The organism is Erwinia amylovora (assembly GCF_017161565.1).
Classification (GTDB): Bacteria; Pseudomonadota; Gammaproteobacteria; order Enterobacterales; family Enterobacteriaceae; genus Erwinia; species Erwinia amylovora.
In genome coordinates this window covers 3,114,461-3,136,958 of the sequence record NZ_CP066796.1, presented here as the reverse complement: position 1 = coordinate 3,136,958, position 22,498 = coordinate 3,114,461, and the positions used below count along the sequence as shown (strand labels likewise).

General features: G+C 59.4%; 18 protein-coding genes and 1 pseudogene. All 19 read left to right on the top strand.

Annotation, left to right across the window (positions count from 1 at the left end; all coding sequences use genetic code 11):
* The first annotated feature begins 2 nt into the window (after positions 1 to 2).
* The 19 genes and pseudogenes from tssM (at position 3) to JGC47_RS14200 (ending at position 22,483) form a co-directional block, all read left to right on the top strand.
* Positions 3 to 3,635: a type VI secretion system membrane subunit TssM gene (gene tssM / locus JGC47_RS14290; protein ID WP_004159911.1), complete on the top strand. Its 3,633-nt coding sequence runs from the start codon at positions 3 to 5 to the stop codon at positions 3,633 to 3,635.
* Positions 3,636 to 3,651: 16 nt separating this feature from the next.
* Positions 3,652 to 4,362: a type VI secretion system-associated protein TagF gene (gene tagF / locus JGC47_RS14285; protein ID WP_024015338.1), complete on the top strand. Its 711-nt coding sequence runs from the start codon at positions 3,652 to 3,654 to the stop codon at positions 4,360 to 4,362.
* A 17-nt stretch (positions 4,363 to 4,379) separates the two neighbouring features.
* A pseudogene (tssA, locus tag JGC47_RS14280) lies at positions 4,380 to 5,398 on the top strand (type VI secretion system protein TssA).
* Between the two features lie 62 nt (positions 5,399 to 5,460).
* Positions 5,461 to 5,997, top strand: a complete 537-nt coding sequence (tssB, locus tag JGC47_RS14275) for a type VI secretion system contractile sheath small subunit (protein ID WP_004159903.1) — start codon at positions 5,461 to 5,463, stop codon at positions 5,995 to 5,997.
* 3 nt (positions 5,998 to 6,000) lie between these two features.
* Entirely contained in the window at positions 6,001 to 7,500 is a 1,500-nt protein-coding gene (tssC, locus tag JGC47_RS14270) for a type VI secretion system contractile sheath large subunit (RefSeq protein WP_004159902.1), read from the top strand.
* Between the two features lie 277 nt (positions 7,501 to 7,777).
* Positions 7,778 to 8,260, top strand: coding sequence for an Hcp family type VI secretion system effector (locus JGC47_RS14265; RefSeq protein WP_004159899.1), 483 nt, complete (start codon positions 7,778 to 7,780; stop codon positions 8,258 to 8,260).
* Positions 8,261 to 8,338: 78 nt separating this feature from the next.
* Positions 8,339 to 8,818, top strand: coding sequence for a type VI secretion system amidase effector protein Tae4 (locus JGC47_RS14260; protein WP_004159897.1), 480 nt, complete (start codon positions 8,339 to 8,341; stop codon positions 8,816 to 8,818).
* The gene (locus tag JGC47_RS14255; protein ID WP_004159895.1) at positions 8,803 to 9,171 is read left to right on the top strand and encodes a T6SS amidase immunity protein Tai4 family protein; all 369 of its coding nucleotides are present in this window, start codon (positions 8,803 to 8,805) and stop codon (positions 9,169 to 9,171) included. The genes JGC47_RS14260 and JGC47_RS14255 overlap by 16 nt, the downstream gene beginning before the upstream one ends.
* 137 nt (positions 9,172 to 9,308) lie before the next feature.
* The gene (locus JGC47_RS14250) at positions 9,309 to 9,716 is read left to right on the top strand and encodes a lysozyme inhibitor LprI family protein (protein WP_004159893.1); all 408 of its coding nucleotides are present in this window, start codon (positions 9,309 to 9,311) and stop codon (positions 9,714 to 9,716) included.
* A gap of 125 nt (positions 9,717 to 9,841) precedes the next feature.
* Positions 9,842 to 10,210 carry a T6SS amidase immunity protein Tai4 family protein gene (locus tag JGC47_RS14245; protein ID WP_004159889.1) on the top strand — a complete coding sequence of 123 codons (369 nt, stop codon included), beginning with the start codon at positions 9,842 to 9,844 and terminating at the stop codon, positions 10,208 to 10,210.
* Between the two features lie 118 nt (positions 10,211 to 10,328).
* A complete protein-coding gene (gene tagH, locus JGC47_RS14240) occupies positions 10,329 to 12,170 on the top strand; it encodes a type VI secretion system-associated FHA domain protein TagH (RefSeq protein WP_004159887.1) in 1,842 nt (613 codons plus the stop codon).
* Entirely contained in the window at positions 12,167 to 12,961 is a 795-nt protein-coding gene (locus JGC47_RS14235) for a PP2C family protein-serine/threonine phosphatase (RefSeq protein WP_004159885.1), read from the top strand. The genes tagH and JGC47_RS14235 overlap by 4 nt, the downstream gene beginning before the upstream one ends.
* 18 nt (positions 12,962 to 12,979) lie before the next feature.
* On the top strand, positions 12,980 to 13,987 hold the full coding sequence (locus JGC47_RS14230; RefSeq protein WP_004165656.1) for a hypothetical protein: 1,008 nt from the start codon (positions 12,980 to 12,982) through the stop codon (positions 13,985 to 13,987).
* 9 nt (positions 13,988 to 13,996) lie between these two features.
* Positions 13,997 to 14,818: a type VI secretion system accessory protein TagJ gene (locus JGC47_RS14225; RefSeq protein WP_004159882.1), complete on the top strand. Its 822-nt coding sequence runs from the start codon at positions 13,997 to 13,999 to the stop codon at positions 14,816 to 14,818.
* Positions 14,815 to 15,381 (top strand): type VI secretion system baseplate subunit TssE, encoded by a 567-nt coding sequence (gene tssE / locus JGC47_RS14220; RefSeq protein WP_004159880.1) that lies wholly within the window; start codon positions 14,815 to 14,817, stop codon positions 15,379 to 15,381. The genes JGC47_RS14225 and tssE overlap by 4 nt, the downstream gene beginning before the upstream one ends.
* Before the next feature lie 18 nt (positions 15,382 to 15,399).
* On the top strand, positions 15,400 to 17,274 hold the full coding sequence (gene tssF / locus JGC47_RS14215) for a type VI secretion system baseplate subunit TssF (RefSeq protein WP_004159879.1): 1,875 nt from the start codon (positions 15,400 to 15,402) through the stop codon (positions 17,272 to 17,274).
* Positions 17,271 to 18,335, top strand: coding sequence for a type VI secretion system baseplate subunit TssG (gene tssG, locus JGC47_RS14210; protein ID WP_004159874.1), 1,065 nt, complete (start codon positions 17,271 to 17,273; stop codon positions 18,333 to 18,335). The genes tssF and tssG overlap by 4 nt, the downstream gene beginning before the upstream one ends.
* A 96-nt stretch (positions 18,336 to 18,431) precedes the next feature.
* Positions 18,432 to 21,047 (top strand): type VI secretion system ATPase TssH, encoded by a 2,616-nt coding sequence (tssH, locus tag JGC47_RS14205; RefSeq protein WP_004159871.1) that lies wholly within the window; start codon positions 18,432 to 18,434, stop codon positions 21,045 to 21,047.
* Between the two features lie 29 nt (positions 21,048 to 21,076).
* On the top strand, positions 21,077 to 22,483 hold the full coding sequence (locus tag JGC47_RS14200) for a serine/threonine protein kinase (protein WP_004159870.1): 1,407 nt from the start codon (positions 21,077 to 21,079) through the stop codon (positions 22,481 to 22,483).
* The last annotated feature ends 15 nt before the right edge of the window (positions 22,484 to 22,498 follow it).

The following is a 22,498-nucleotide window of genomic DNA, read 5'->3' as shown; positions in this document are numbered from 1 at the left end:
CGATGTTGAATATGCTGTTTGCCGTTTTAACCCATCGCCTGCTGTGGGGCTTTGTGGGGATTACCGCGCTGTCGTTTATTATCTGGGTAATTGGCCCGGTATTTTCGATAGTCGACTCGCGCCCGCTGGCGCCGGAAGTCAACCGCCAGATCAGTATTGGCCTGCTTTATCTGGTGTGGGCGCTGGGCAACCTGGTGCCGCGCCTGTATAACGCCTGGCTGAACCGCAAGCTGATGGGTAGTCTGAAAACCACTCCCGGCGAACAGCCGGACGGCGACAATCCGCGCCTGACCAGCGAAGACCGGGTGCTGGCTGAACGCTTTAACGAAGCCTCCGAGCTGCTGAAAAAAGCGCATTTCACTCACGCCGACGGCCGCCGCTCGCCGTTCTGGGCGCAGCGCTTCAGCCGCCAGTATCTCTATCAGCTGCCGTGGTATGTGATCATCGGCGCGCCGGGTGCCGGAAAAACCACCGCGCTGGTCAACTCCGGGCTGCAGTTCCCGCTGGCCGACCGCTTTGGCAAATCCGCGCTGCGCGGTATTGGCGGCACGCGCAACTGTGACTGGTGGTTTACCAATGAAGCGGTGCTGCTGGATACCGCCGGGCGCTACACCACTCAGGAGAGCCAGCAGCAGCAGGATGCCGGAGAATGGCAAGGCTTTATCAATCTGCTGCGTAAATACCGCGCCCGCCAGCCAATCAACGGGGTGATTGTTACCGTCAGCGTTTCCGATCTGCTCACCCAGTCGGCCGAGGCTGCGCAGCAGCAGGCGGTGGCGCTGCGCCAGCGCCTGACCGAACTGCATGAACAGCTGGGCATTCGTTTTCCGGTCTACGTGCTGGTCACCAAGACCGACCTGTTGAAAGGCTTTCGCGCCTACTTTGCCCAATTCGACAAGGCCCAGCGTGAACAGATCTGGGGCTTCACCTTCCCGTGGGAACGGGCGAAGATGAGCGATTTTGACCTGCCGACGGCGTTCAGCCAGGAATATGCGCTGCTGCAACAGCGGCTGGATGCCGGACTGGCGGACACCTTGCTCCAGGAGAGCGATGTAAAGGCGCGCGCCGAAAGTTTCTTATTCCCACAGGAATTCGCCGCGCTGCGTCCGCTGCTGGCGGAGTATCTGGACACGGTATTTGCCCGATCTGACTTTGAAACCCAGTTCTCACCGCGTGGGATTTACTTCGCCAGCGGCACCCAGGAAGGGCTGCCGTTTGACCGGGTAATGGGCGAACTTAACCGCGCCTTACAGCTGCCGCAGCAGGATGCGGCCAGCGGCCAGAGTGGCAGCTGGGACCAGACCAGTAAAGCGGCACCAATCCCCGGCAACAAGGGGCAGAGCTTCTTCCTGAAAGACGTGCTGCAAAAAGTGATTTTTCCCGAGTCCGGGCTGGCGGGCAGCAACCGCTGGTGGGAACTGCGTAACCGGGCGCTGCTGTGGTCGGGCTATATCGCCCTCGCCGCCGCGCTGGTGATTAGCGCACTACTGTGGTTTACCAGCTACGGCAACAACAAAAGCTATCTGCAACAGGTGCAGGCGCGGGTGCCGGAAGTGGTGCGGCAGAGCAGTGCGCTACAGGGCAGCGAGCAGGGCGATCTGTTTGCCCTGCTGCCATTGCTGAACAGCCTGTTGAAGCTGCCGGAAAGCAGCGAATTTGACCTCAACTCGCCGCCGATAAGCCGCCGTATGGGGCTGTATCGCGGAGCCGAGGTCAGCGATGCCACCCAGGCGCTGTACCAGAAATCGCTGAAACAGCTGCTGCTGCCGCAGGTGGCGCAGTCGATCGCCGGCTGGTTGCGTAACGACAACGGCAGCGATGCCGACTACAGCTATGAGGCGCTGAAAGCCTATCAGATGCTGTATCAGCCGCAGCACTATGACGGCAAGTTCCTGCACGCCTGGCTGATGCTCAACCTGCAGCGTAACCTGCCGCAAAACGTCACGCAGGCGCAGCTGAAACAGCTGGAATGGCATCTCAGCCAGCTGCTGGAAAACCAGATCCAGGCTTCTCCCTATGCGCGGGATGACGCGCTGGTAAAGCGCGAGCAGGCGCTGATTAACCAGATGCCGCTGTCACAGCGCGTCTGGGGGCGGCTTAAGCGCCTGCTGGAACGCGATGAAAGCCTGAAACCGGTGTCGCTGGCCTCTCTCGGCGGCCCGCAGAGCGAGCTGGTGTTTTCGCGCAAAAGTGGCGGCTCGATTGCCGATGGCATTTCCGGCCTGTTTACCCCGGACGGCTACTGGCAAAGCTTTGATAAGCATATCGCTGCGGTCACGACGGCGCTGCATGACGACGACCGCTGGGTGCTGGGCGCACAATCAGCCGGGGAGAGCCAGCAGCAAACCGATGCGGCGGTGCGCCAGCTGTATATCAGCGACTACATCCGCCAGTGGGATGGCTTGCTACAGGATATTCAGCTGAACAACAGCGCCGATCTTGCCCAGCGCATCAACAGCGCGCGGCTGCTCTCAAGTAACAATTCGCCGCTGCGTAAGCTGGTGATTAACCTCAGCCGCTACCTGGTGCTGGAAAAACTGCCGACGGATGAAAAACAGGCGGGCAAGGATAAGGATGCCGATGCTGATAACAGCGCTGCCCGCACCCTACAGGCGCTGTTCCGTTCGCGGCAGAACAGCGCGGCGGCGGCGGCAGATCAGGCGCCTGAACAGGCGGTTGCCAACCATTTTGCGCCGGTTATCGAACTGGCGCAGCCGCTGGAGCAGGGCGGAAAAACCATCGCTTTTGATGACTTCATCCGCCAGATCGATGACCTGTACCGCTACTTGACGGCGGTGCAGGATGCGGCCAACAGCGGTATGCCGCCGCCCGCCGGGGATGCCATCAGCCATTTGCAGGCCAGCGCCGGACGCTTACCCGGTTCGCTGCAAACCGTATTTTCCACCCTTGCGGTTGGTGCCAGCAGTGACGCACAGCGCCGCGAACTGGAAAACGTGCGCAAGCGCATCAGCAGCGAAGTCGGCGGCTTCTGCCGTCAGGCGATTGCCGGCCGCTACCCGCTGGTGCGTTCGGCGCGCAGCGAAGTCACCCCGGACGACCTGGCTCGTATGTTTGCCCCCGGCAACGGCCTGATGGACAGCTTCTTCCGCGATAACCTCGCCAATAAAGTCGATACCACGCAGCCAGCCTGGCGCTTTACGCCGGGTATTGACGGCAAGGGCATCGGCGGCGAAGACATACTGCGTCCGTTCCAGCAGGCGCAAAGCATCCGCGATGCCTTCTTTGCTAACGGTGCCACCACGCCAGCGTTTCGCGTGACGGTGCGCACGCTGCGCATGGATAACGATATTCTTAATCTGACGCTGGATGTTGACGGCCAGCTACTGCGTTACAGCCACGGGCCGCAGGCGGTACAGCTGATGAACTGGCCCGGCAGCGGCGGCACCAGCCAGGTGCGTATGCAGCTTGGGCTGGCGAATGGCACTACCTCGACGCTGGTGACTAACGGCGTCTGGGCGCTGAATCGCTTCTTTGACCGTGCGCAGTTAGCGCCGGGCAGCAGCAGCCTGAGCCGTCAGGCCAGTTTTAACGTTGACGGCCATCGCGTGACGCTGGAGTTTACTCCGAACAGCATCCGCAATCCGTTTCAGCTTTCCGGATTCTCATGCCCGTAGCCGCAAGGAAATGATGATGAGCCAGATGCCTGCAATTGGCTGGTACGGCAAATTGCCCAGTGCCGGTGATTTTTTGAGACGCCGCTTCCCGGATGCACTGTATAACGCGTGGATCCACTGGTTCCAGCTGGGGCTGCTGGACTGGCAGCAAAGCGAAGAGCAGCGCCCGGACAGCGGCCGCCAGTTTGCCAGCGCCCCGGTATGGAACTTTGTCATTCCGCCGCTGCTGGGTAGCCGCCTGGTGCAAATGGGCTGCCTGCTACCGGCGCGTGACAGCGTGGGGCGGCAGTATCCGGTCTGCGCGTTGCTCAGTTACAGCCTGACGCAGTGGTCTCCCCAGCGCCTGGCGCGGGCGGGCGAGTGGTATCAGCAGCTGGGGCGCACCCTGTTACAGGGCGTGCGCAACGGCTGTTCAGCTGAACAGCTCGACGCGGCGCTGCTGGCGATCCCCGCACCGCCCGAGCCGAAGGATCACGACGCATCCGGCATTCTGCAGGCAATTGGCTACGATGACCAGCAGGACACGCTGGGCTGGCGTCAGGCAGCGGATTGCTTCAGCCCGCAGCAATACACCAGCTTTTGGTGGACCAACCGCACCGACGGCTATCCGCTCTACACCCATCTGCACAGCGGCAACTTCACCAGCCAGCTGTTTAACATGCTGTTCGACCCGGCAGCGGGCGCAAAACCCGGCCGTAACGGGCTGTATCCACCGATGTTTGAGTAACCGAGTAAGGAAACGCGATGAATCTTGAAACGCTGCTGGCCCCGGTCACGCCTGAACGCCCCTGTGGGGAAAATCTCGAATATGACGCCGACTACATGGCGATGGAACAGGCCAGCGCCGGCAAAGCCGAGCAGCAGTTTGGCGACACCATCATTCCGGCAGAACCCGCAGACTGGAACAAAGTCGAGCGGCTGGCGCTGGGACTGCTGGGGCGCAGCAAAGATCTGCGCGTGATGCTGGCGCTGACCCGCGCCTGGACCCAGCTAAAAGGATTGAGCGGTTACGCCGATGGCCTGCATCTTATCCAGCAGGCGCTGCTGCTTTACTGGCAGCCGCTGTGGCCGTCACTGGAAGAGGATGGCGCAGAGGATCCGTTTTACCGTCTTAATGCGCTGGCGGCGCTGGGGGACAAATCGGCGCTGACCAGCGCGCTGCGCCAGGCGCCGCTGCTGCGCTATGCCACCGATGAAATCAGTCTGCGTGACGCCTGTGCACTGCTCGACGGCAGCAAAACCGAATGCCCCGGCTACCCCGGCGGCCGCACCCGTTTGCAGGATGAGCTGATAAGGGGGGGCTGCCCGGCATTGATGCTGTTCTCAAAATAAGTGAGCGGTTACTGACAATTCGCGAAACGCTGACTGAGCAGCTGGGCGCTGCGGCGCTGCCGGAAATGGAGCAGCTGCTGAAAACCGTCAATACCGTGGCCGCCGCCTGTCAGGCCACCGACCTCAGCACCCTGATCCCCCGGGTGGAAACCGCCGCCAGCAGCGCAACGCCGCCGCCAGCCGCCGCGCCAGCGGCACAGCAGCACGCCGACTGGCGCAGCGTACAGCTTGGCTCGCGCAGCGATGCGCAGCTGATGCTGGAAAAGGTGAAACAGTACTTCAGCCAGCACGAGCCAAGCCACCCGGCTCCGCTGATGATCGAGCGGGTACAACGCATGATAGAGCTGGACTTTATGGACATTATCCGCGACCTCGCCCCGGACGGCGTGCACCAGCTGGAAACGATTTTCGGGCGTCGCGACCACTCATAGCCTGCTTCGTCAGGCCCTGTAAGCGTCACTATCTCTAAAGCGCACACACAATGGAGAACACCATGGCAGTCAGTAAATCCAGTGGGCAGAAATTCATTGCCCGTAACCGCGCGCCACGCGTGCAGATTGAGTACGACGTGGAAATTTATGGCGCGGAACGCAAAATCCAGCTGCCCTTCGTGATGGGCGTGATGTCCGACCTGGTCGGTAAACCGCTGGAAGCGCAGCCGGGCATCGATGAACGTAAGTTCCTTGAAATCGACGTCGATAACTTTGATGAACGCATGAAGGCGCTGAAGCCTCGTGTGGCATTCCAGGCAGAAAACACCCTGACCGGCGAAGGGCGTCTTAACATCGACCTGACCTTTAACAGCATGGAAGACTTCTCGCCGGATGCGGTAGCGCGCAAGGTGGAACCGCTTAATCAGCTGCTGGATGCCCGTACCCAGCTGGCTAACCTGCTGACCTACATGGATGGCAAAAACGGTGCGGAAGAGCTGATCGGCAAAATCCTGCAGGACCCGACGCTGCTGCAATCACTTAGCCATCTGCCGAAAGCTGACGACAAGGCAGCCGACGACCACGGCAACAAGGAGTAAGCGATGAGCAATCAATTCCAACAGTCTGGCGACCTGCAACAGCAGGCCTACAGCGAGGACGCGTTCAGCGCGCTGCTGAATAAAGAGTTCCGCCCGAAAAGCGACCAGGCGCGCGCCGCGGTGGAAAGTGCGGTGAAAACCCTGGCGCAGCAGGCGCTGGAAAATACCGTTACCGTATCCAACGATGCCTACCGCACCATTCAGGCGCTGATCGCCGAGATCGACGAGAAGCTCTCCCTGCAGGTCAACCAGATTATCCACCATGAAGACTTCCAGCAGCTGGAAGGCGCGTGGCGCGGCCTGAGCTATCTGGTCAACAATACCGAAACCGATGAGATGCTGAAAATCCGCTTTATGAGCATCTCTAAACAGGAGCTGGGCCGCACGCTGAAGCGCTACAAAGGCGTTAGCTGGGATCAAAGCCCCATCTTCAAGAAGATCTATGAGGAAGAGTACGGCCAGTTTGGCGGCGAACCCTTTGGTTGCCTGGTGGGCGACTACTACTTTGACCACAGCCCGCAGGACGTGGAGCTGCTTAGCGAAATGGCGCGTATCGGTTCTGCCGCCCACTGTCCGTTTATCACCGGCACCGCGCCGGGCGTGATGCAGATGGAGTCCTGGCAGGAGCTGGCCAACCCGCGCGACCTGACCAAAATCTTCCAGAACACCGAATATGCCGCGTGGCGCAGTCTGCGCGAGTCGGAAGATGCACGCTATCTTGGCCTGGTGATGCCGCGCTTCCTGTCGCGCCTGCCGTACGGCATTCGCACCAACCCGGTCGACAGCTTCGACTTCGAAGAGCAGACCGACGGCGCTAACCACGGTAACTACACCTGGACCAACGCCGCCTACGCGATGGCCGCCAATATCAACCGTTCGTTTAAGGATTTTGGCTGGTGTACCTCAATTCGCGGCGTCGAGTCCGGCGGGGCGGTGGAAAATCTGCCGTGCCACACCTTCCCGAGCGACGACGGCGGCGTGGATATGAAATGCCCGACCGAAATCGCCATCAGCGATCGTCGTGAAGCCGAGCTGGCGAAAAACGGTTTTATGCCGCTGGTGCACCGCAAAAACTCCGACTTTGCCGCCTTTATCGGCGCACAGTCGCTGCAGAAACCGGCGGAGTACCACGATGCCGACGCCACTGCCAATGCGCGTCTGGCGGCGCGCCTGCCGTACCTGTTCGCCTGCTGCCGCTTTGCCCACTATCTGAAGTGCATCGTGCGCGACAAAATTGGCTCCTTCCGCGAGCGCGACGAGATGGAGCGCTGGCTGAACGACTGGGTGATGAACTACGTTGACGGTGACCCGGCTAACTCCTCACAGGAAACCAAATCGCGTAAGCCGCTGGCTTCTGCCGAGGTGCAGGTGCAGGAGATTGAAGATAACCCGGGCTACTACGCCGCCAAGTTCTTTCTGCGTCCGCATTACCAGCTGGAGGGCCTGACCGTATCACTGCGTCTGGTTTCTAAACTGCCGTCGCTGAAATCGAACGACGCGTGATATGCCCCCGCAGTAAATAATCAGCGTTTAGCCTGTGGGCCAATCAGGCAGGCCAAACGCCCTTAAATTTAGCGATTAATCATTGAAATGTTATTAATCGCTATCTCCTCTGAGATATCCCGTGTAGCGATATTCAGAAGCAAGGCAGAGGTAAATATGAAGTGCTTATGCATTCATCTATTTTCCTGTATGCCATATCAGTGCTTTATCTAAGCCCAAAGGTTTCCTGAAGGAAGCAGGGTAAAAGCAATAACTTAACTAATGAGAGTAGATAACCATGGCTATTGATATGTATTTGAAAGTTGACGGTGTAACCGGTGAATCTAAAGATTCTAACCACACCGGTTGGATCGACGTGTCTTCTTTCTCCTGGGGCGCTACCCAGCCGGGCAATATGTCGGTAGGCGGCGGCGGCGGTGCCGGTAAAGTGAACTTTAACGATCTGCACATCAATGCAAAAATTGATAAAGCGGTCACCGCGCTGCTGAAAAACTGCGCCAGCGGTAAGCACGTAGGTAAAGTAGAAGTTTCCGTATGTAAAGCGGGCGGCACTCAGATTGAGTACACGCGTATTACTCTGGAAGACGTGCTGGTCACCAACGTGCAGTTCGTTGGTTCCGACGGTGACGATACTCTGGGCGTAACCTACGCATTCCAGGCTGCCAAAGTGAAACAGCAGTACTGGGAGCAGAGCACCTCCGGCGGTAAAGGCGCAGAAAGCAGCGCTGGCTGGAATATTAAAGAGAATAAAGAAGCGTAATTATTCAGCCAAATTGCCCATTCACGATGGAATGGGCAATTTATTTCTTCAGTACTTTTATTCTCATAAGGAAAATTTATGGCAATAAGACCCGCTTTTTTACAGGCATGGCAGCGCTTCAGTGAGATAAATATCGATGTTTCATCCGTTGGGAAAAAGATAGGTGGAAATGTCGGTGCAAATATCATGCTAGGTGAACAGGACCCCTCACAGGGATTTACCAATGCGTGCGCGATAAGAATGAGTTACACGTTAAACTACTCTGGGGCTAGAGTCGAAAGAGGCGTCTGGAAAACGGTTTCAGGGGATGATAAAAATTGGTACATATATCGGGTAAAAGATCTGTTGACGTATATGCATAAAAAATACGGTAAACCTGACAAGATAGTAAAAAACCCAACGCCCGGTGATTTTCAGAATCTGAAAGGAATATTGGTGTTTGCAGTGAATGGCTGGAGTGATGCTAGCGGGCATGCAACTTTATGGAATGGATCGGTTTGCTCCGATCACTGTTATTTCCCAATCTCGAATGAGGGTTCTATATGGTTATTAAAATAGAATGGATTTCATTGGCTGCTGCATTATTATTTTCTGTCCAAGCTGGCGCTAAGACAGCTTATACCCCAGGTCAGTATTTAAAAAACTATGCGCTAAGCACCTGTATTTCTCAAGGCTATCAAAGCAAAGAGGTAAAAGAAGATGCCGCTGCCGCCGCTCGTGGCTATCTGGAATTTGGCGATTATTCCCTTGCGGCACATACGGCTGTTAGAAAGTTGGGTAAGGAGTTTCTGGCTAAGGAATATACCAGTCAGTCAGGTGAGCCGATGACGCTGGCAAAATGCATTGATTTCTATCATAGCAAGCAGCTGGATAATCTGGTGAAGCAGTTTAAAGGTAAGCAGGACGATTAACTCGTTGTCTTATTCTTCATCACCTGGCCTGTTTCAACACCGCTGTTCGCCAATAGCATGATATGCTGATATGCAGCAATGGTAGAAATATGGATAGCCATTTAGTGATGCATATATAACTATATAAATAAGTCCAGATGGATATGAACAGGCTGTTATCACTTTCTATTTATATCATTACATTGCAGGCCAGCTTCTCAGCTTACGCAATTAACGATTGTTCAAAGGAAACCAGCGATCCTGCTGTTTTTACCTGTGCTGAAAACAATAAAGACGTAGCCGAGAAAAACCTTAACCATGAGTACCTCGCAGCGAAGAAACGCATCGAAGATCTGTTTTCTCATGAGGCTGATGTAAAAAAAGAATATCTCACGAATTTTATTGAGTCTCAGCGTGGCTGGCTGAAATATCGCGATGGGCAATGTAAGTTATATGCACACGTTGCCGACAAAAACAGTAATCCTTATATTGTATTCACCAATCATTGCATCGCTCAGCTGGATGAAGACAGAAGCAAGCAGTTAAAAGAGATTCCATACGATTGAATTTAACGCTCTAAAAAAACGCAACCTGCTTTCAGGCGGCGTTGTATTGATTTATTTTTGTAAAAAAATAAAGAAGGGTAAAAGCACGCTAGTTATTACAGAAGTCATCGCTGACAAGGAAAAACATGAATAAGCTATTATCACTTTCTTTTCTGATCCTTTCACTACAGGCAAGCTGTAACGCGTATGCAAACAATAAATATAGCCCGCAAACGAACCTGAAAAACTACGCATTAAGCAGCTGCATATCCCAGGGCTATCAAAGCAAAGAGGTAAAAGAAGATGCCGCTGCCGCCGCTCGTGGCTATCTGGAATTTGGCGACTATTCCCTTGCGGCACATACGGCTGTTAGAAAGTTGGGTAAGGCGTTTCTGGCTAAGGAATATACCAGTCAGTCAGGTGAGCCGATGACGCTGGTGAAATGCATTGATTTCTACCATAGCGGGCAGCTGGATAAGCTGGTGAAAGAGTTTAAAGGCAAGCAGGATGATTAAGACCTTTGCCGCAGCGCTTAAACCCCGCCGCTTTCCCCTTAAAGCGGCGCAGTTTAACCGCCGTATTACCCTGCATCACCTTTGCAGACGGGTCACCACCTAAACGCAGGAACACGTTATGCGATTTACGATTATAACGACTAAACAGGGCCAGCAGCCGCCGCAGGGCAGCTGCGATTTTCTGCCGCCCGGCGGCACCATTGGCCGTGGAGCCGATAACAATCTGGTACTGCCGGATGACGACCGCACCATTTCGCGCCTGCAGGCTATTGTGCATATCAACGCCACGGGCGAATGCCATATCACCAATCGCGGCAATGTCACGCGCGTCCACCTGAATGATATTCCGCTTGAGCGTGGCCGCCAGGTGGAGCTACAGGATGGCGATATCATCGGCATCGATGACTATCGCCTGCAGGTCAGCGAACTTAGCGCAGCGGCGCAGCCGATCATTCAGCCGGTGCCAGCACCCGCAGCTACGCGCCCGCAGCCGGCCGCCGCGCCTGTCGCTCCCGCTCCGGCGGTCAAGGCTGCGCCAGCGGCGATCCCCAGCGAAATCTGGGACAGCCTGGCCCAGGAGTTCTCGATCTCCGATAACCTCTCCAGCCGCAGCAAAGCGAAAGCGCAAAGCCAGGCTAACCCGCTGACCGCCCCGGCCGCCGCCGAGCGTAATCCGGCCGATCCGCTGGCCCAGCTGGCGCAAAGCAGCGATCCGTTAAACCTTGAACGCCGCGATCGGACCCCCGACAGCCTGTTTAACCAGGATCCGCTGTTTAAACAGGACAGCATCTTTGATGACAGCACCCCCAGCACACTGTTCCAGCCGACGGGGGCGAAAAACAGCGTTGCCAATGGCGGACGTGAAAACGAGCAGGACCCGCTGGCGCTGTTCGGCACGGGCGCAGCGCCACAGGTCGACCGCGACGATCCGCTTGGCCTGATGATGGGCAGCGCGGTGCCGCTGACGCCGCCAGAGGATAAGCCGCAGCAGATCTCCGGGCAGCCGAACATCCCGCCAACGCCAGAACCCGTGCCGCCTGTACCCGGCGAAAAAACGCCCTCTCCGGCGGATGAACTGCCGCTGCCGGACTGCGATTTCAGCCTGTTTGGCGATGCCAAAACCCAGCAGTCAGACGAGGCCAGTTCGCCGCTGTTTGACGTGCCGCCGCCAGCTCCGGCTGCGGCTCCGTCCTCCGCCAGCGGCGACTATGGTGGTATCACGCTGCCCACGCCGCAGGCGCGCGCGCGCGCCAGTACGCCACCACCAAAAGGGCGTCTGCGCATTGACCCGGTCGCCAACATCACGGCGCACAGCAGCGATAAAGGCGACAGCGGTGAAGTGCTGGAGGGCGATCTGATGGCGGCGCTGATCGGCGGGATGGGCCTGCAGGATCTGCAACCTACGCCGCGCTTTGACCATCATGCGATGCAGGAACTGGGGCAGATGCTCAGTATGTTCTCGCAGGGCACGGTGGCGCTGCTCTCTTCGCGATCGATCCTCAAACGCGGCGTAAAAGCCGAAATGACGGTGATCCTCGACGAGGCCAACAACCCGTTTAAGCTGCTGCCGTCGGGCAAATCGGTACTGATGCAGATGTTTGGCAGCCGGATGCCGGGTTTTATGCCGCCGAAGCAGTCGGTGCGCGATGCGCTGGTCGATTTGCAGGCGCACCAGCTGGGGATGATCGCCGGCATCCGGGCGCTGATCGCTTCTATGCTGCAATCGTTTAACCCGCAACAGCTGGAGGAGGAAGCGCGCCAGGATGGTGCCATCTCGCGCCTGTCGCTGCCGGGCAGCCGCAAGGCCGCGCTGTGGGACCACTTCAGCAAACGCTATAGCGAAACCGCCGGCGAGATTGAAGACGACTTCCACACCCTGTTTGGCGAAGCTTTCCTTCATGCTTACGATATGGAAGTCAACCAGTACAAAGACTCACAGATCAGATCGGAAGAAAGATGAATATTACTTTAGCCTCAATGTCGAATCAGGGAGCGCGCACCAGTAATCAGGATCAGGTCGGTGAAATTGTTGGCGACCGTTCTGCCTGCTTCGTGGTGTGCGATGGCGTGGCGGGCCTGCCCGGCGGCGATATCGCCGCCAGCGTGGCGCGCGACACGTTATTGCAGCGCTTTAACGGTCAGCAGCATCTTAACGCCCAGCTGATCCGCCAGTATGTCAACGATGCCAACAGCGCCATCCGCCAGCGGCAGAAAGCCGATCCGCCCCATCACCGTATGGGCACCACGCTGGTCAGCCTGTTTATCGACCGCGATTACCAGCTGGCCTACTGGGCGCATGCCGGTGACAGCCGCCTCTATCTGTTCCGCCGTGGTTATCTCTATCATGTCACCACCGATCACAGCCTGGTGCAGCAGATGAAGGATGCCGGCCATCAGACCGACGGCATCAACGGTAACCTGCTCTATTTTGCCCTTGGCATGGGCGATGAAGACCGGGATGCCAGCTACAGCGACGTGGTACCGATAGAAGATGGCGATGCGTTCCTGCTGTGTACCGATGGTTTCTGGCACGGCGTGTCGCAGCATCATATGCAGCAGTCGCTGCATATGGTCAATACGCCGCAAGAATGGCTGACGTTAATGCAGCAGATGATCAAAAAGAATGAACAACAGTCGGACGACAAGCAGGACAACTACAGTGCGGTTGCCGTCTGGGTGGGGGAGCCACAGGACACCACGCTGCTGCATTCCCTGTCGGAAGCGGCACAATTTATTTCTCTGCGCGACTAATACAGGAAAAAGGAACTTATGAAATATTGGCTGTCAGGTGCGTTCACCTTAATGATCGCGTCCAGCGCCTGGGCGCAGGATTTCCGGCTCGTCCAGTCCCCGGCGCTTAAGCTGGATATCTGGATCGATAACGTAAAAAGTACCCGTGCCGAAAGCTGGTGCGCGCGCGAGCTGCCGCTGCGCATTGTTGCCAATGGAAAAAAGGATCCGGCGCTGCTGGATGACTATTTGCCGAAGGTGGGCAGCTTTTTGCAGAAGCAGTGCGCCGCGCTCAATCAGATTAACTGGCAGATGACTGACGGCAGCGGCAAAAAGCTGGCTGCGGGAAGCGCCAGCAAAGCGCTGGGCTGGGCGGTGAAGACCCAGCCAGAAGCGCCGGTTGCCGCGCGGCCAGTGACGCCAGAAACGCCGTCTTCAGCGCCAGTACAAACGGCCGCGCCAACCCCGACGGCGGAGGATCTGTCACCCGCAGCAGATACCACGCCGTGGGTGCAGTTCAGCCTGTTGGACGGCTGTCATTTCCGCACTTACTGGCTCGACAGCAGCCAGACCAGCGCGCTGTTTGTTCCGGCCAAAGGCGGCGTCAGCTGTGGCAGCGACGGCTGGCTAAGGGGATCGGGCGAAACCACCCAGCTGGCAAATGGTGCGGCGAAAAATCTGCCGATGACCTTCCTGCAAGGCTTCCCGGTGGCTGGCCTGAATGGCAAAACGTTGAGCAGTGGCCTGCAAATTGTCACGGTAAACAACCAGCGCATGGTGCTGAACGACAGCAAGCTGGCAGACAGCTGGATGGTGCTGCCCTATGTGCCGGAGCTGAACGGCTGGCAGGCGAACGGCGTGCTGGTGGTGCAGATCCCGGCCGCAGATGCTGCCAATAACCGCACTCTGCAAAAACGCCTGAATGAAGTGCGTAACCTGTGGTCGCCGCTGCTGATAAACAGCACCGACCTGACCATCAAACTGGTGGACGAGCTGCTTCCACAGCTACAGGACCCGGCTGCCGGCGCCTACCGTACCCTGCATTAAGGACACGCCATGCACTCTCTACAATATCTGATGGACGGCCAGTCGCTGGCCGAAACCCTGGCCCGGCTGGAAAGCCAGATTAAGCGCCAGCCCGGCGATGCCGATTTACGTGCCAGCTTCGTCCAGCTGCTGTGCCTGGCGGGCAACTGGAGCCGGGCGCAGACGCAGCTGAAATCCTGGCTGGCGTTGAAGCCGCAGGCACAGCCGACGGTCACGCTGCTGGAGCAGGCAATTAACGGTGAACGCCAGCGGGCGGCGGTATTCGCCGGTGAAGCGACGCCACGGATGCCGGGCGCGGCCTGGAACTGGGCAGAGCAACTGCTGGCCGCGCTGGCGGCCGATGCCGGGGGTGACAATGCCGAGGCGCAACGGCTGCGCGCTGCCGCTATAGATGCGGCGCAGCTCAATCCCGGGCAGTTGACGCACCAGGGCGAGCAGCACGCTTTTGCCTGGCTGGCCGACGGTGACGGACGGCTCGGCCCCGTCTGCGAACTGATCGCCAACGGCCAGTACAGCTGGCTGCCGTTCGGCGCCATCAGCGAAATGCGCTTCCAGGCTCCGGTCAGCGTCACCGATCTGGTGTGGCGGCATACGCTGGTCAGGCTGGTGGACGGCAGCGAACAGGTGTGCCAGATCCCGGTACGCTATCCGTTTGGCGAACAGGCCGACGACCGCTACCGTCTGGCCACGCTGACCGAATGGCAGCCGCTGGCGGGCGACGACCAGCAGTTCAGCGGCCACGGTCAGAAATGCTGGTTCAGCGCCGATGGCGAATTCCCGCTGCTGGGCATGGAGACGCTGGCGTTTAGCGATGCAGAGCCAGCGTTATGAGCCAGCACAGCAACGAGGGGCATAAGCTGCTGCACGGCGGTTACCGCCAGCGCCGCCAGCAGGAAGGGCTGAACGTGCGCGACAAAATGCAGCCATCGCTGCTCGACCGCTTAACCGATAACGCGCCGGATAACCCGCGTGAAGCGGCGCACAGCACCCTGATTTCACACAGCGCGCTGCGGCGTAACGTGCTGCGCGACCTGCAATGGTTGTTTAACACCATTAACAACGAAGCGCAGCAGGATCTGTCACCGTTTCCCCATGTGCAACGCTCGACGCTGAACTTCGGCATATCGCCGCTGGCGGGGCAGCGCATGTCGGATATTGAATGGCTGGATATCCAGCGCAAGCTAAGCGCGGCGATCCTTAACTTCGAACCGCGCATTCTGCCCGCCGGGTTACAGGTGCGCTGCGTGTCGGACACCCGCTCGCTTGACCTGCACAACGTGCTGTCGATAGAGATCAAAGGCCGTCTGTGGTGCGTGCCGTACCCGCTGGAATTTCTGTTTCGTACCGATGTGGATCTGGAAAACGGCCACTTTGCGCTGCGCGATATCGGTTAACCAAGAAGGTCAATTGTCATGGACAGTAAGCAGCTCGACTATTACAACCGTGAACTGGCGTATCTGCGCGAAATGGGCGCGGAGTTTGCCGGGCGTTATCCGAAGGTGGCAGGCCGTCTTGCCATGCGCGGCGACGAGGTCGCCGACCCCTACGTCGAGCGGCTGATGGAGGGCTTTGCCTTTCTCACCTCCCGCGTGCAGCTGAAAATGGACGCCGAGTTTCCGCGCTTCTCCCAGCGCCTGCTGGAGATGATTGCGCCGAACTACCTGTCACCAACGCCGTCGATGGCGATTGCCGAACTGCAGCCGGACAGCCGCAAAGGGGATATCAGCAACGGTTTTCTGGTGCCGCGCGGCACCATGATGGACAGCCAGGCGCTGAAGCAGAACGGCGTCACCTGCAGCTACAGCACCGCCCACGATGTGATGCTGCAACCGGTACGCATCAAAAGCGTGGAACTGGGCGGTATTCCGGCCAATGTCCCACTGGGCGATCTGGGGTTAAGCCAGCGCGGTGCGGTAAGCGCTCTGCGCATCCGCATCGCCTGTGATGAAAGCGTCACGCTGGCGCATCTTAACTTCGACAGCCTGATGTTCTTCCTTAGCGGGCCGGATATGCAGGCGCTGCAGCTGCTGGAGCTGGTAATGCAGCACTACGTGGGCGGCTACTGCCAGAGCGTGGGCAGCAACCCGCAGCGCACGCTGCTGGGCGATAACGCGCTCCGGCAGGAAGGATTTGCCGCCGATCAGGCGCTGCTGCCGAACGATCTGCGCAATTTCGATGGTTATCGTCTGTTGCAGGAATACTTCGCCTTCCCGGCGCGTTTCCAGTTTATCAGCATCGGTCAGCTGCGCCCGCTGTTACAGGCATGCGATGCACAGGCGCGTGAATTCGATATCGTACTGCTGCTGGACAGCACCAACCCGGCGCTGGAGCGGGTCATCGACCACAGCCATCTGGCGCTGCACTGCACCCCGGTAATCAACCTGTTTCCGAAGGTGGCGCAGCGCCAGAAGCTCAGCGACAGCGTGCACGAATATCATCTGGTGGTGGATAACATCCGCCCGCTGGACTACGAAATTTTCTCGGTGCAGAAGCTGTATGCCAGCGGCGAACGCCAGCGCGAGGAGCAGCAGTTCCGCCCGTTCTGGAGCACCTTCAGCGATGATGGCGGCAACTACGGGGCTTACTTCTCGCTACGGCGCGAACAGCGCACGCTGTCCGAACATGCGCAACGCTTCGGCACGCGCACCGGCTATGTCGGTTCGGAAGTATTTCTGTCGCTGGTTGACGAGCACAACTCGCCGTGGCATGAGGATCTGCGCTATCTCACCGCCGAGGTGATGTGTACCAGCCGCGATCTGCCGCTGCTGCTGCTGCAACAGCAGGGGCAGTTTGTGATGCCTGATTCGATCCCGGTGCGCCAGCTGACGCTGCGTAAAGGGCCGACGCCACCGCGTCCGGCGCTGGCGGAGGGGAAAATCGCCTGGCGGCTGGTCAGTCATTTGCAAATGAACTACCTCAGCCTGATGGACGGTGATAATGACCAGGGGGCGGCGGCGCTGCGCCAGATGCTTGGGCTGTATGCCAACCTGGCCGAAGCCGCAGCGGCACGCCAGATCGACGGCATCCGCCACTGCCAGCTGAAACCGGTGTTCCGGCGCGTACCGGAGCCAGGCCCGATTGTCTTTGCCCGTGGCATCGGCATTGAGCTGGAGGTGGACGAGCAGGCATTTTCCGGCAGCAGCCCGTGGCTGCTTGGCAGCGTGCTGGAGCGGGTATTCTCGCGGCTGGTGGCGATCAACACCTTCACCGAAATGACGCTGACCAGCCAGCAGCGCGGCGAGGTCGGCTACTGGGCGCCGCGCATGGGCAAAAGGACGCTGATATGACACCGCAGCCCGCCGCGCAGGCAGAGAAAATTCACCGCCTGCATCGCCTGCCGCCGGACTTCTGGGCGGCGCTGTGCGCCACGCCGTGGCGCTACGATCTGTTCCAGCTGCTGCGGCGGCTGGATGCGCAGGGCGGCCAGCGCTATCCGCTGGGGCGTGCGCCGCTGCCGCGCCACGAGCCGCTGCGCATCGGCCAGCGGCCATCGCTGGCCTTTGCCCCGGCGGCCATCGCCAGCGTCTCGCCGCGTGAAAACAGCGCGCTGCATGACGTGTCGATCTACAGCTTTGGCCTGTTTGGCCCCAACGGCCCGCTGCCGATCCATTTGACGGAGTATGCGCGCGAGCGCAGCGACCATCATCAGGACAACAGCCTGAGCGCCTTTGCCGATCTGTTCCACCATCGCCTGACGCTGCTGTTTTACCGCGCCTGGGCCGATGCGCAGCCCACGGTGGCGCTGGACCGGGCGGAAAAACGCCAGTTTGAGCGCTGGCTCGCCAGCCTGATCGGCATGGGCCAGCCGGGGCAGCTTAACCAGGGTAGCGTTAGCCCGCACTCACGGCTGGCGCTGGCCGGGCATCTGACTCGTCACGCACGCGATGCAGAAGGGCTGCAAAAAATGCTCAGTCACTACTTTCAGGTGCCGGTGAAGCTGGTGGAAAACGTGCCCCACTGGCAGCCGGTTGACCGCCGCGACCGCGCCAGCCTGGGTGCGGGGCGGCGCAAACCGCGCCTCGGCATATCGGCCTTTCTCGGCGTGGCGGTGCGCGATGTACAGCACAAATTTCGTCTGGAGCTGGGGCCGCTGCCGATGAACCGCTATCAGCGTTTTCTGCCCGGCGAACCCTGGGCGCAGCAGCTGCGTGACTGGGTGCGTCAGTACCTGGGCATTGAGTTTGTCTGGGAGGTGCGGCTGATCCTTGACGCCGCCGACGTGCAGGGCGTTACCCTTGGCGGCCCCTCCCGGCTGGGGTACAGCAGCTGGCTGGGACAGCCCGCCGTGCCGCAGCACCGCAGCGATCTCACCTTTAGCCCGGAGCCGCTGGCGGAGATTGCGCCCTGAACCCGGCGCCGGGCTTAGCAATCAGCCGTACGATCAGGATTGCACAATACGCAATCATGCCGTTTTTAAACAGAATACTAACTACTGAGATCCATCATGTCAGAAATCAGCCGCGCCGTACTGTTCGGCAAACTGGATACGCTGTTATTTACCTCTCTGGAGAGCGCCACCGCGTTTTGCAAACTGCGCGGCAACCCCTATGTGGAGCTGGTGCACTGGCTGCATCAGCTGATGCAGCAACAGAGCGGTGACTTACAGCAGCTTATCCGCCATTTTTCACTGGATGAAGAGGCGCTGACGCGGGATATCGTGGCGGCGCTCGACAGGCTGCCGCGCGGAGCCAGCGCGGTCTCTGACCTGTCTGAACATATCGACAGCGCGGTGGAGCGCGCCTGGGTTTACGCTTCGTTGAAGTTCGGCGTACAGCAGATCCGTGGCGGCCACCTGCTTACCGGCCTGCTGAAAACCTTTAACCTTGCCAACCTGCTGAAAGGCATCTCGCCGCAGTTCAGCCGCGTCAGCGTTGACGTGCTGCTGGAGCAGTTCGATCGGGTATTTGGCGACAGCAAAGAAGCCCGGCAGGTCAGCGCTGCCCCGCAGACGCCCGGTGGCGAGGTGCCGCAGCAGCAGGGCACGCTGGCGCAGTATGCCCAGGATCTGACGGCGCGCGCGCGCGACGGCAAGATCGACCCGGTGGCCGGACGCGACCAGGAGATCCGCCAGATGGTGGATATTCTGATGCGCCGCCGCCAGAACAACCCGCTACTGACCGGGGAAGCCGGGGTGGGAAAAACGGCGGTGGTGGAAGGGCTGGCGCTGCGTATCGCCGCCGGCGATGTGCCGGAACCGCTGCAACAGGTGCAGCTGTGGCTGCTGGATATCGGCATGCTGCAGGCCGGAGCCGGCATGAAGGGCGAATTTGAGGCGCGGCTACAGGCGCTGATTAACGAAGTGCAGTCCAGCCCGACGCCGATCGTGCTGTTTATTGACGAGATCCACACCCTGGTCGGCGCGGGCGGCCAGCAGGGCACCGGCGATGCCGCCAACCTGCTGAAACCGGCGCTGGCACGCGGCCAGCTGCGCACCATCGGCGCTACCACCTGGGCGGAATACAAAAAGTACATTGAGAAAGACCCGGCGCTGACGCGCCGCTTCCAGACCGTGCAGGTGCACGAGCCGGACGAAGAAAAAGCGCTGCTGATGCTGCGCAGCACCGTCAGCCCGCTGGAACAGCATCACCGCATCCTGCTGCTGGATGAGGCGGTCGCGGCGGCGGTTAAACTCTCTCATCGCTATATTCCGGCGCGTCAGCTGCCGGATAAGGCGGTGGCGCTGCTGGACACCGCCTGTGCGCGCGTCGCCGTCAGCCAGAGCGCCCGGCCGCCGCAGCTGGAAGATTGCCTGCATCGCATTCATGCGCTGGAAATTGAACGCGATATCGCCGGGCGCGAAGCGAAAGTCGGCATCGGCGAGGCCGGGCGCGTCACGCAGCTGGAACAGCAGCTGGCGGAGCTGGCCGCACAGCGCGACCGGCTGAACGCACGCTGGCAGCAGGAGCGCAGCCTGGTGGATAGCCTGATTGCCTTGCGGGCGCAGCTTAGCGCAGAGACGGCGGAAAACCCGGCGAACCTGCATCAGCAGCTGGCCGAACGCCAGCAGCAGCTGCGTGAACTGCAGGGCGACACCCCGCTGCTGTTCGCGGCGGTGGATGCCAACGTGGTGGCGGCGGTGGTCGCCGACTGGACCGGCATTCCGCTGGGACGGATGGTGAAAAACGAAATCGACGCGGTGCTCAAGCTGGCGGATACCCTGAATCAACGGGTGATTGGTCAGCGCCACGGCCTTGACCTGATTGCCAAACGGGTGCGCACCTCACGCGCCCGCCTTGACGACCCGAACAAGCCGGTCGGGGTCTTTATGCTGTGCGGGCCATCCGGGGTGGGTAAAACCGAAACCGCGCTGGCGCTGGCGGAAACCCTGTACGGCGGCGAACAGAACATCATTACCATCAATATGAGCGAGTTCCAGGAGGCGCATACCGTTTCCACCCTGAAAGGTGCACCGCCGGGCTACGTTGGCTACGGTGAAGGCGGCGTCCTGACCGAAGCGGTGCGCCGCCGCCCTTACAGCGTGGTCCTGCTGGACGAAATTGAAAAAGCGCACCCGGACGTGCATGAAATCTTCTTCCAGGTGTTTGATAAGGGCTGGATGGAGGACGGAGAAGGGCGGCATATCGATTTCCGCAATACCATTATCATTCTCACTTCTAACGTCGGTACGCAGCTGATTAGCGCCATGTGTGCCGACCCGGAGCTGATGCCGCAGCCAGAGGACCTGGCCGGGGCGCTGCGCCCGGCACTGCTGGAGGTGTTTCCCCCGGCGCTACTGGGCCGCCTGCTGGTGGTGCCTTACTACCCGCTCAGTGATGAGGTGCTGGCCAATATCGTCCGTCTGCAATTACAGCGTATTCAGCGGCGGCTCCAAGAGAATCACGGTATCATCTCCGACGTGGATGACAGCGTAATTAGCCAGATTGTTCAGCGCTGTACCGAAGTGGAGTCCGGCGGCCGTATGGTCGACGCCATTCTTACCAATACCCTGTTGCCGCAAATGAGCCAGATGCTGCTGTCTGCCAGCGCGCGCGACGAACAATTCCGTCGCCTGCGCGTTACGTTACAGCAGGGCGAATTCCAGTGTCAGTTTGAGGCGTAAAGCCATTAGCTATCAGGGAGTTATCAATTATGTCACATCAGGATAACAGCCAGGGGATGCCGAATGCATTACCGGTTGGCTACCGATTCAATGAGTTTGAAATTGAGCAGGTGATTGGCGGCGGCGGCTTTGGCATTGTTTACCGTGCACGCGATCATCAGCTGGAACGTACCATTGCCATCAAGGAGTTTATGCCCGCCTCGCTGGCGGTGCGCAACGACGATCTGACGCTGGTACTGCGCAGTGAACATTTCAGCAAAACGTTCCATGCCGGGCTGAACAGCTTTATTCAGGAGGCGCGCCTGCTGGCGCGCTTTACCCACCCAAACCTGCTGCACGTGCTGCGCTTCTGGGTGCAGAACGATACCGCCTATATGGGCACCGCGTTCTACAGCGGCACCACGCTGTCGCGCCTGCAGCAGCAGCGCCCGGAAATCATTAATGAAGCCTGGATCCGCAAGCTGCTGCCGCCGCTGTTTGGTGCCATTAACACCATCCATCAGGAAGGCTACCTGCACCGCGATATCTCACTGGATAATATCCAGATTCAGGATAACGGCGTGCCGGTGCTGCTGGACTTTGGTTCGGCGCGTAAGGCGATTGGCAACCTGTCTGATGAAACTGAAACCATGCTCAAGCCTGGTTTCGCCCCTATCGAACAGTACAGCGACGATAACGAAAGCGAACAGGGCACCTGGACCGATATCTACGCGCTGGGCGCGGTGCTGCATACGCTGATTGTCGGCTCGCCGCCGCCGGTCAGCGTGGTGCGCAGCATTGAGGACAACTACCAGCCGTTAGCGCAGCGCCGTCCGGCAGGCTACTCGCTGGCGCTGTTGAGCGCCATTGACCGGGCGCTGGCGCTGCAGGCGGAAGACCGCCCGCAGACCGTTGACCAGCTGGCGGCGCTGATGGAGCTGAAAGCATCAGATCCCGATGCCATTCATAAGACTAAAGTCGATGCCCCCGGCACCATGCTGGTGGCGGTGGAGGATGAAGATCCCACGCCGACGGTGGCCAACAAGCTGCAGCGCTATAAGCTGCCGGGGCTGATTGCCGCCGGGGTGCTGGTGGGGATTGGCGTGGGTGCGCTGCTGAACTCGGGCGGCGGCGATGCGCCTGTCCAGAGCAGCCAGCCAACGGCGGCGAAAACCGCTACGGAGGTAGCCAGCGCTGCCCCGGCGGCCGCTCCGGCGCAGCCCACGGTCGCACCGCCGCCGGAACCCGTGGCACAAGTCTGGCTGCAGCTGGCACGCGGTGACCAGGTGGAGATCAACGGCAAGGCCGAAGCGCTGATGCCATCCCCCAACGGTTTCGCCACCCTGCAACTGCCGCCGGGCGAGTATCAGTTCCGCATCTCCAACGGCCGCCAGACGCGCAGCCAGACCATCACCATCGAACATGAAGGTGCGTGGTTGTTAAATCCGCAAAGCTAATCCCCCGCCCGCCGT

Coding starts and splice junctions, on each gene's coding strand:
- tssM (WP_004159911.1), top strand. CDS start 3: ATGTTGAATATGCTGTTTGCCGTTTTAACCCATCGCCTGCTGTGGGGC.
- tagF (WP_024015338.1), top strand. CDS start 3,652: ATGAGCCAGATGCCTGCAATTGGCTGGTACGGCAAATTGCCCAGTGCC.
- tssB (WP_004159903.1), top strand. CDS start 5,461: ATGGCAGTCAGTAAATCCAGTGGGCAGAAATTCATTGCCCGTAACCGC.
- tssC (WP_004159902.1), top strand. CDS start 6,001: ATGAGCAATCAATTCCAACAGTCTGGCGACCTGCAACAGCAGGCCTAC.
- JGC47_RS14265 (WP_004159899.1), top strand. CDS start 7,778: ATGGCTATTGATATGTATTTGAAAGTTGACGGTGTAACCGGTGAATCT.
- JGC47_RS14260 (WP_004159897.1), top strand. CDS start 8,339: ATGGCAATAAGACCCGCTTTTTTACAGGCATGGCAGCGCTTCAGTGAG.
- JGC47_RS14255 (WP_004159895.1), top strand. CDS start 8,803: ATGGTTATTAAAATAGAATGGATTTCATTGGCTGCTGCATTATTATTT.
- JGC47_RS14250 (WP_004159893.1), top strand. CDS start 9,309: ATGGATATGAACAGGCTGTTATCACTTTCTATTTATATCATTACATTG.
- JGC47_RS14245 (WP_004159889.1), top strand. CDS start 9,842: ATGAATAAGCTATTATCACTTTCTTTTCTGATCCTTTCACTACAGGCA.
- tagH (WP_004159887.1), top strand. CDS start 10,329: ATGCGATTTACGATTATAACGACTAAACAGGGCCAGCAGCCGCCGCAG.
- JGC47_RS14235 (WP_004159885.1), top strand. CDS start 12,167: ATGAATATTACTTTAGCCTCAATGTCGAATCAGGGAGCGCGCACCAGT.
- JGC47_RS14230 (WP_004165656.1), top strand. CDS start 12,980: ATGAAATATTGGCTGTCAGGTGCGTTCACCTTAATGATCGCGTCCAGC.
- JGC47_RS14225 (WP_004159882.1), top strand. CDS start 13,997: ATGCACTCTCTACAATATCTGATGGACGGCCAGTCGCTGGCCGAAACC.
- tssE (WP_004159880.1), top strand. CDS start 14,815: ATGAGCCAGCACAGCAACGAGGGGCATAAGCTGCTGCACGGCGGTTAC.
- tssF (WP_004159879.1), top strand. CDS start 15,400: ATGGACAGTAAGCAGCTCGACTATTACAACCGTGAACTGGCGTATCTG.
- tssG (WP_004159874.1), top strand. CDS start 17,271: ATGACACCGCAGCCCGCCGCGCAGGCAGAGAAAATTCACCGCCTGCAT.
- tssH (WP_004159871.1), top strand. CDS start 18,432: ATGTCAGAAATCAGCCGCGCCGTACTGTTCGGCAAACTGGATACGCTG.
- JGC47_RS14200 (WP_004159870.1), top strand. CDS start 21,077: ATGTCACATCAGGATAACAGCCAGGGGATGCCGAATGCATTACCGGTT.